The sequence below is a fragment of the Pontimicrobium sp. MEBiC01747 genome (assembly GCF_053601635.1).
Map to the genome: position 1 here is coordinate 23,824 of NZ_JBSHNS010000445.1, position 8,016 is coordinate 31,839.

The following is an 8,016-nucleotide window of genomic DNA, read 5'->3' on the forward strand; positions in this document are numbered from 1 at the left end:
AAAGCTGTATTTACAAATCAAGATTACTTGAGTTTATAATACAGCTTTTACTTTTAATTATTTAATTTCTATTTATAGGTTAACCAAAAATCTGATGCGCTGTTAGAACCTTGGTATAGATCTATATATTCAATAGTAATAGTAACTATCTTACCTGTATATGGTTTAACACTATCTGTAATATCTTGTGGAGAAATAGGCGTTATTCTACCACTATTTCCATTACTGTAATCATGAGAAAATACTAGATTTCCATTAATAGAAATTACGCATTTGTCATCTACAAAAGTATTACCAGTTCCATCTACATTACTACTAAGTATAACACTGTTAGCAGCAGGAATTATAATGTTAAACGATTTAGTATAAAATGTATGCGGTAAGTTAGGGTTAGAAGGCCTTGCAGGTTGCGCAATTCCTAAATGAACAGGTTCAGCAGGATTAACCGGTGTACAAGGCGCGTCTGCATCGTCTAAGCAAGCAGCTCTTTCTGTTTCTCCCATAACAAACATGCCTAAATCTGTATCTGGCTGGCCAGTAGTTGGATCTATTGTTGGAACTACAAAGCCAAAGTGAGACCAATAACGTACCATATGCTCATATCCGCCTTCATAATCTGGAATATTATCAGCATTTGGTGGGATGCCTACAGCTAGCCCTCTAAACCATGGTGTTTTGTTTAATTTTGGAGGATCGTATTTTTTATCTAAAGTTACCACTATGTCTGGTCTCATAGCTGCCCACCACGAAATATTACAAGACCAGAAATCACCTTGCCATGGAATGGACATATAGCCAGACACAGAGCCAGGTGTAATGGCTTGAATGATATTTCCTTCATCATCTGTAATATTATCTGCAAAACGAAAAGCTTCTACGAAATATCCCGGCTCTTTCATATTGTAAGTTAATTCAATACCTGGGTGGAATCCGCCACCAACAGTAGGCTCTAAAGCGCTAAAGTTTAAGGCAGCAGGTTGATCTTTTAAAGGAATAGAACTAAACGTTTTGGTGCTTGGTGTTAAAGAAGGTTTAGTCCCCATTTTGAAGTTGCCATTAACCCATTCCTGAATTTTCCATAATTGATGAGGTGTTAAACTTAGCCATTGGTTCGGGAAGTTAGTTTTGTTAAACGTATTTTCTGAAGTAGAGCCTCCTTCTCCGAACAAGTGTGGCATTAACCTTCCAGATTGTACTCCTCCATCTGGTATTGCACCTGCAGGTATAGCTTTTGGAGGTGGAGGAACAAGAGGTGTTAATTGTTCTGCAGGCCTAATAACACGGAATACAAAGGTTCTATGTGCACTGCTGGTTTCATCTGGTCCAGACTGGTTAATATATTTGTCTAGTAAAAGGTCTCCTAGACTACCTGGTGCATGCCCTATAAAAGCAGGTTCATTTACCCAGGCATAATCTGTTACTGTTTTTAGAATAGGGTAGATATCTCTATAAAAAGTTAAATTGCTAAAGTTTGCAACTGCTGGAGCACAATGCGTTGTAACATTGCTCTGTTTTACAAAACTTAAATCTGTAAAACCAGGTTTCCCTACAGCGACATATACATTAGCATCTGTTCCAATTAATGCATAATATAATTTTCCATGCGATCCAGATATTGCAGGAGCTAATGTTGTGGTTTGTGAGCCGCCAACTTGTGTAAACTTAAACTTGATTACTGGAGGTGTTGGCGCTGGAGAATAATTGTTATACGAGCCTATATAACACTTGTTGTCGGTTCCTGTGTAGGCATAATATAGCTCTCCAAAAAAGACTCCTATAGATGGGGCCACATGCGCTAAACTTTTTTCAGGGAAGCCAGTGTAAGTATATTTTCCTTCGTCTATAGCACCAAGTTGCGCAATTACTAATCCGTTATCTTGACCAGTATAAGCAATGTATAAACTTCCATTATATGCAGCTGCGCTTGGGCTAGATGATGCTAATAAAGGAGTAGAACCTTCAGAAGCTTTTGCTTGTTGAAATGTAAAGCTGCTTCCATCTGTAGAAGTGCCTATGTTTAAATGGCCGCTGTCTCCTACTACTACATAAATTAATAAGTCGTTAAATACACAAATAGAAGGTGCGTGCGATGTGGTGTTTGTACCTATTTGATTTTCTGTCCATGTCGTACCACCATCATTAGAAACCGCTAATAAGTTATTGCCATTATTTCCTGTATAGGCTAAGTAATCTTTTTCTTGAAAACTTGCTATAGATGGTGCGCTTTTACCAATAGTATTTACTCCAGAAAGCGGTGCGAAATTTAATGTAGAACTACCTGTGGCTATATTAGGGTAACCATTAGAATCTAATATAGCAAAATTTAAAGTTCCAGATGTTGGGTCTACTTCTGGAAACATATCTAATTGCAAGTCTAATAATGAGACCACATTGTTCATTGATGGTACATACTTTGGAGGGGATACAGCTATCCAACCTCTTTTTTTAGGATCGTTCCCTGTATTAAAAACCATACCATTAATAGTCACTTTTGCATTAATGCTTCCTCCCGAAGTATCATCATACCATCCTGGGTTATTAAAATATGAGTTTCCATTGGATGTTGGGTCTATATTTGTATATACTAACCAAAACTCAGAGGCGCCTTTAGAACCAGGATATAAATCGACATACTCAATAGTAATACTTACATCGTTTCCTAGGTAAGGTTTTATGTTTTCTGTAATATCTATAGGAGCTAAAGGTGTTATTTTACCACTATTTCCATTACTAAAATCGTGAGAATAGATTATAGTGCCATTGACTTTTATAAGTACTTTATCGTCAACATATACGTCTCCTGATCCATCTTGTTTTCCAGCTAGTAAAATCTGTTGTACTTCGCTTGATAATGGTAAATGGATAGTATTTGTGTAAAATGCATCTGGAAAAGGCCCAGTAGAAGGTGTTGCGGGTTGTGCTTCGCCTAATTGTACATATAGATTCCCAGAGCCTTTTTGTAAAATAATAGGAGGCTCTACCAAGCAACCAGCATCTCCCTTGCCTCCAACAACAATTAGCCTACCGAAATCATCTGTTTCTAACCTTCCTAAGCTAACCTCTTTTTCTGTATATGTAACAGTTGTTGTGCCTTCTTCCCCTTTATTAAATAGGCTAGAAGGAATTTCTGCAGACCCAATGCCCGAGAAAATTTTACCACCATCTAACTGAATTGCACTTGCGCCTTGTTGGGTAATTCCTGAAATTGATTTTGCTCCTGGATCAATAATTAAACTTGTTCTAGAGTTTGGATCTGTACCTGGAGCATTTGGTGTTACTCCTGGGTTTCTATATTGGTCTGGATTAAATCCAAATTTTCCTTGAAAAGCATAGTTTGCAGCTTTTAAGTTTCTCATGTGTACATCCCATTCTAATGAAATACCATTGTCTGGATCATGTGTAATTTCTGTTACTATATTGTCTTCGGCATCATAACCGTACACTCTAAATTTAGCAGCTTGTGGTTTTAAAAGCCCATTATCGTCCTTGTAATTTTTGTTTAAATTAGGAATGTCTCCTGGAAATTCTGGTCCAATAAAATAATCTGGGCTATTACCTACTCTTGCCGTACCTATTCCTGGAAATACTTTTATATATGCTATTGTATCTAATGACATAGTTTTAGTTTTTTTAATTGAAAAATGATTGTTTAGTTACCTTCAGGGTCTTCTATTAATGGTTGATTAATAAAATCTGGTTCGCCATCAAAAGGCGCATTTTTAGTAATGAAACTAAAATCTGCATCTTGTGCATTTCCATGACAGCCTTTACAGCCTCCTTGAACAAAAACTTTTTTTCCTTGATATAAATTAATTGCTGTTAGGTCTGGTAATCCTGTATTGTTATTTAAAGTTCCTGCAAAATTTCTAAGTGTCTGGTTAGTTTCTGTTACAATATTCGATAAAAAATAATCTGTTGTATTAGCGTTGTTTTGTGGATGTCCTTGTACACCAATAAGCTTATAATATTGCCATACAGAATTTGGAGCTAATGCTCTTATTTGTTTATGTACTTCTGCGTTTACTTGTTTAGTGCCCTCTAAAATGGGCTTAGATCTATCAAACACATATTGTTTATTTGTATTTAAATCATTATTTCTATTGTAAAAGAATAATGTATTTAATGGTTCTACAGTTGTGCTTAAATTATCAACTTGCTCAAAAGTGGCAAAAACATAACTTGGAAATGTTTTAGTTTTATGTATAATATGTAATCCAACGAGACCATAAGGAAGTGTTTTTAATGTATTGTTTGTGTCGTAAGTTGGTTCTCCAGGAACAATGTCGTAGTATGCCACAGATTTTCCGTTTTTTGGTACATTTCTGTAATAAATAATAGGAGCTGTTAGGTATCTTTTACTGTTGTATTCTTTTAAAGTTAATTGTCTCCATGTCGCTTTTACTTCAATGGATCCTTCTACTCCGTTATTATCTCCAAAAGGAAATACAATTAGGGTGGAATCTGCATTTTTATTAGGGTATACAGCTCCTTTACCATCATTTTTAATGGCTTTTTCTGTGTTTTTAATTTTTGTTACTCTAGTAAGACTATCATATAATTTATAGTTTTTAACATAATCAAACATGTCTCGATTTCCTTTAGCTTCATAAATCATTCTTCTAGGAGCTCCAGGTAATCCACTAGCAGTATCAGGGTTTTTATATTTGCTGGCTCCAGGAGCTAGAGAGTCGCCTTCTACAAAAAGCGTACATAAATTAATCTCGGACGTTTCATCTAGATTGTTAAATATAGTTGTTATTGTACTTAAAGGTTTTGTTGAGTTTAAACCAAGAATGGATTTTTGACCACTTTCTAAATCATAAAAATATTGAGGAGCGCTATCAAAAGTATTAACAAACTTAGTTGTGTCTCTAGGATACATTTCTACTCTGTGTTTATAGGTTTGCCAGACTAATTGTCCTGTGCTAGGTGGAGATAAGAAATCTGCTATAGATTTTGTAAGATCTGGTTTTCCTCTCTCATGAGAAGTTGTATTATATGTAGAGGGCCAGTTTAATGCAATAAACTCTTGCCAAGCAAAAGTTGATAGTGCAACTTGAGTGCTATCGGCTATAGTTGGAACGTCATGTGGTACTTGAGCAGCGTTTGCACCAAAAAAATTATTGGTAGTGCTATTTTCGTTTACAAGTTCAATAGACCCTATTTCTGGTTGAGGTTCGCTTTCGCCCTCGTTTTTAGTTCCCTTTTTTTCTCCAGATAAACAACTATTAAAAGACAATAGTAATATGCCTATAAGGGCTACTAAAAAGAGCTGTTTAATGGGGAATGTTTTTTGAATTAATAATGATTTTTTCATTTTTTATGGTATTGGTTAGGTTTTAAGTACTTAAAATTAGAGTTTTATAAAAAGACTGGTTAGCGTATAAATACCTGTTTTTGGTTTTTCGTACTTCTACGGATGGTTAAGAATAGTATATTTTGTACGTTTGAATTGAAACTTAAAAACTAAAAGTATCTCTTCTCTTTCAATAGGAATTATCGGTGGAGGCCCTGCTGGAATTGCAGCGGCAATTAAGTTAAAACTATATGGTTTTAAAGTTGTATTGCTTAATGCTAGTAAGTCTAATCAAATTACAGTAGGAGAGCATTTAGCAGCCGAAGCATTCCATGAGTTAAAAAAACTAAATATTCCTGAAACTATTTTAAACAATTATAGTATTCCATGTACCGAAGTGCAAAATGCATGGGGAAATACAGAAATACACCATAACGAATCTATTTTTAATCCTTTTGGAGAGAGTTATATTTTGTCTAGACCTAATTTTGATAATGCGCTACTTAAGCATTGTGAGATGATAGGGGTAACAGTTTTTTTAGAAAGTAGAGTTTTAAAAATTATAAAGAATGAAACAAATTGGACATTATTTTTTAATAAAGAGAATATAGAGGTAGATTTTGTTATTGACGCAAGTGGTAGAACAAGTAAGTTTAATTTTGGTGTTGTTGAGCAAAAAAAGAAGAAAAAAGATACTTTAGTTGGTGTTACAAAACATTTAATAAATAAGCAAGTTGGGAAAGTGTGTAAAAGTCACTTGCTTGTAGAGTCTACCTCTAATGGATGGTGGTATACTGTAGAGGTTGCGACAGGTGAAACAGTTAGTACCTTTATGACAGATCCTAAAATTTTAACAACGTCTGGAGTTTCTCATTCAGAGTTTTGGAAAGAACAACTTAATGATAGTATTCATACTAAAGCTAGATTAAATTTGAAACAAGTGCCAGATGGTGTATATATACAATCTGCACATTCCCAAATTGCGTCTCAGATTTATGGAGAAGGGTGGTTAAAAGTAGGTGATGCGGCTCAAAGTTTTGATCCGTTATCTTCTGCGGGGATTATTAAGGGTTTTAAAATGGGGCAAACGGCAGCTAAAGCTCTGTTTAATTTTATTAAAGGTAATACAAATGCACTTCAAGTTTACGAGAGTGATATTAAACAACAATACAAGGATTATCTTATTAAACGTGAGGCGTATTATAGGCAAGAAAAAAGATGGATCTATAAACCATTTTGGTATGAGCGAACGTTGTTAGTAAAAGAGATTAAAAAATTCACTATTACTCCAATCTGTTATTTAAAGATAAGTAATGACGCTATAGATCAAAAAATAACTTTTTTAAGTAATCAAATTCCTAGTATAGATTTTCTAAAATTAATAGCATGTATAGAAAATTTCCCTATTGTTAAAGATGCTATTGGGAATTACCTAAAAAGCCAGAGACAAATAAAAATGGATCCTTGGTTATTGCATGTTTTAGAGGCTATGAAAATTATAAGACTTATAGTATAATAATTTTGTGAGGTTTAATTGACTTTGAAGGCTCTGCTTTTTTATTAAATTGTTTTTAAAACTTAATGTTGTAATTTTTAAATAATAAAAAACTATAGGCTGCTAGTTAAATGCGTTTCAGATTCAATATTAGTTTTAAGATCAAAAAGCCTCTGTTTTACGTTAGTTCTTAAATGATTTTTAATAAATCTTTTAAAAAGATTAAATGGAAATTGAAGTTTAAATGAATATAGAAAAATAACTTCTGTTAAGTTAGTTTGCAAGCTTTTAAATGACCACGACCCTAAGAAGGTTTTAAACATAAATGGGCCCTTAATCATTTTAATGGCTGTTGCTTTGGGTTTGTTAAAGGTAATATATTCTGTAGTCATTGCTAATCCATTTTTAGCAACACAGTATGCTTTAACGCCTTTGTTAGCTTCTGAGGCTCCTTCTATTAAATCTGCTTGTTTTAGAAAAGTATCCCAAGTTAATCTTTTATTATAATCTTGAGTGTAATTAAAAGCAAACTCAGGAGTGCATTTAATTTCTATTGTCTCTGTAAATTTCATGTTTTTCATTGTTGTGGGTTTCATAAAAATATAATTTAATAATAAGACTCTTGTAATGAAACGAAAAAATGGAGGTAAAAAAGCCCTATAAGTTTGTCTTATAGGGCTTAATTTTTATAAATCAATTACACTTAAAAATTGATATGTTATTTACAAATTAAAAGAAGTTTACATCTCCTGTTTTAATGTCGTACATTCCTCCAATAATTTTGATTTCTCCATTATTTTCCATTTCGGCTAAAACCGAACTAGAAGAGCGAATGTTATCTATAGTCATCAATACATTTTTCTTTGCTACTTCATTAACAAAATCAATGTTTTTTGAGTTTCTTAAAGACTCGTCTTTAGGTTCTGTAACAGCTTCTACAGCTGGTTCAATTTTGTTTATTAAAGCTGTTAGGTTTCCTAATCTAGCATGGTCACACGCACCTTTTACAGCGCCACAAGCTGTGTGTCCTAAAACAACAACTAATTTTGTTCCTGCTAATTTGCAAGCAAACTCCATGCTTCCTAAAATATCTTCGTTAACAAAGTTTCCAGCGATACGTATACTAAATAAATCGCCTATACCTTGATCGAAAATAAGTTCTGATGAGACACGAGAATCAATACAACTTAATACAGTAGCAAAAGGGAACTGCCCAGTGCTAGTG

The 8,016-nt window shown here is 33.9% G+C and carries 5 protein-coding genes; 1 reads left to right on the forward strand and 4 read right to left on the reverse strand.

The genetic code is table 11. The features are described 5' to 3' along the window. Positions 1 to 68: 68 nt before the first annotated feature. Both ACVC2P_RS14610 and ACVC2P_RS14615 read right to left on the reverse strand, forming a co-directional pair. Positions 69 to 3,617 (reverse strand): LodA/GoxA family CTQ-dependent oxidase, encoded by a 3,549-nt coding sequence (locus ACVC2P_RS14610; RefSeq protein ID WP_452599191.1) that lies wholly within the window; start codon positions 3,615 to 3,617, stop codon positions 69 to 71. Positions 3,618 to 3,649: 32 nt separating this feature from the next. After that, on the reverse strand, positions 3,650 to 5,317 hold the full coding sequence (locus tag ACVC2P_RS14615; protein WP_452599192.1) for a hypothetical protein: 1,668 nt from the start codon (positions 5,315 to 5,317) through the stop codon (positions 3,650 to 3,652). A 181-nt stretch (positions 5,318 to 5,498) separates the two neighbouring features. On the opposite strand from ACVC2P_RS14615, the gene ACVC2P_RS14620 reads away from it, so the two are divergent. Beyond that, a complete protein-coding gene (locus ACVC2P_RS14620; protein WP_452599197.1) occupies positions 5,499 to 6,812 on the forward strand; it encodes a tryptophan 7-halogenase in 1,314 nt (437 codons plus the stop codon). A gap of 92 nt (positions 6,813 to 6,904) precedes the next feature. On the opposite strand, the gene ACVC2P_RS14625 is transcribed toward ACVC2P_RS14620, so the two are convergent. Further along, on the reverse strand, positions 6,905 to 7,387 hold the full coding sequence (locus ACVC2P_RS14625; RefSeq protein ID WP_452599193.1) for an SRPBCC family protein: 483 nt from the start codon (positions 7,385 to 7,387) through the stop codon (positions 6,905 to 6,907). A gap of 133 nt (positions 7,388 to 7,520) precedes the next feature. Continuing rightward, positions 7,521 to 8,016 (reverse strand): carbonic anhydrase family protein (locus ACVC2P_RS14630; protein WP_452599194.1); only part of this gene is annotated, 496 nt, incomplete at its 5' end.

Bases quoted from the DNA above. Each gene is read 5' to 3' on its own strand.
- ACVC2P_RS14610 (WP_452599191.1), bottom strand. From the start codon at position 3,617: ATGTCATTAGATACAATAGCATATATAAAAGTATTTCCAGGAATAGGT.
- ACVC2P_RS14615 (WP_452599192.1), bottom strand. From the start codon at position 5,317: ATGAAAAAATCATTATTAATTCAAAAAACATTCCCCATTAAACAGCTC.
- ACVC2P_RS14625 (WP_452599193.1), bottom strand. From the start codon at position 7,387: ATGAAACCCACAACAATGAAAAACATGAAATTTACAGAGACAATAGAA.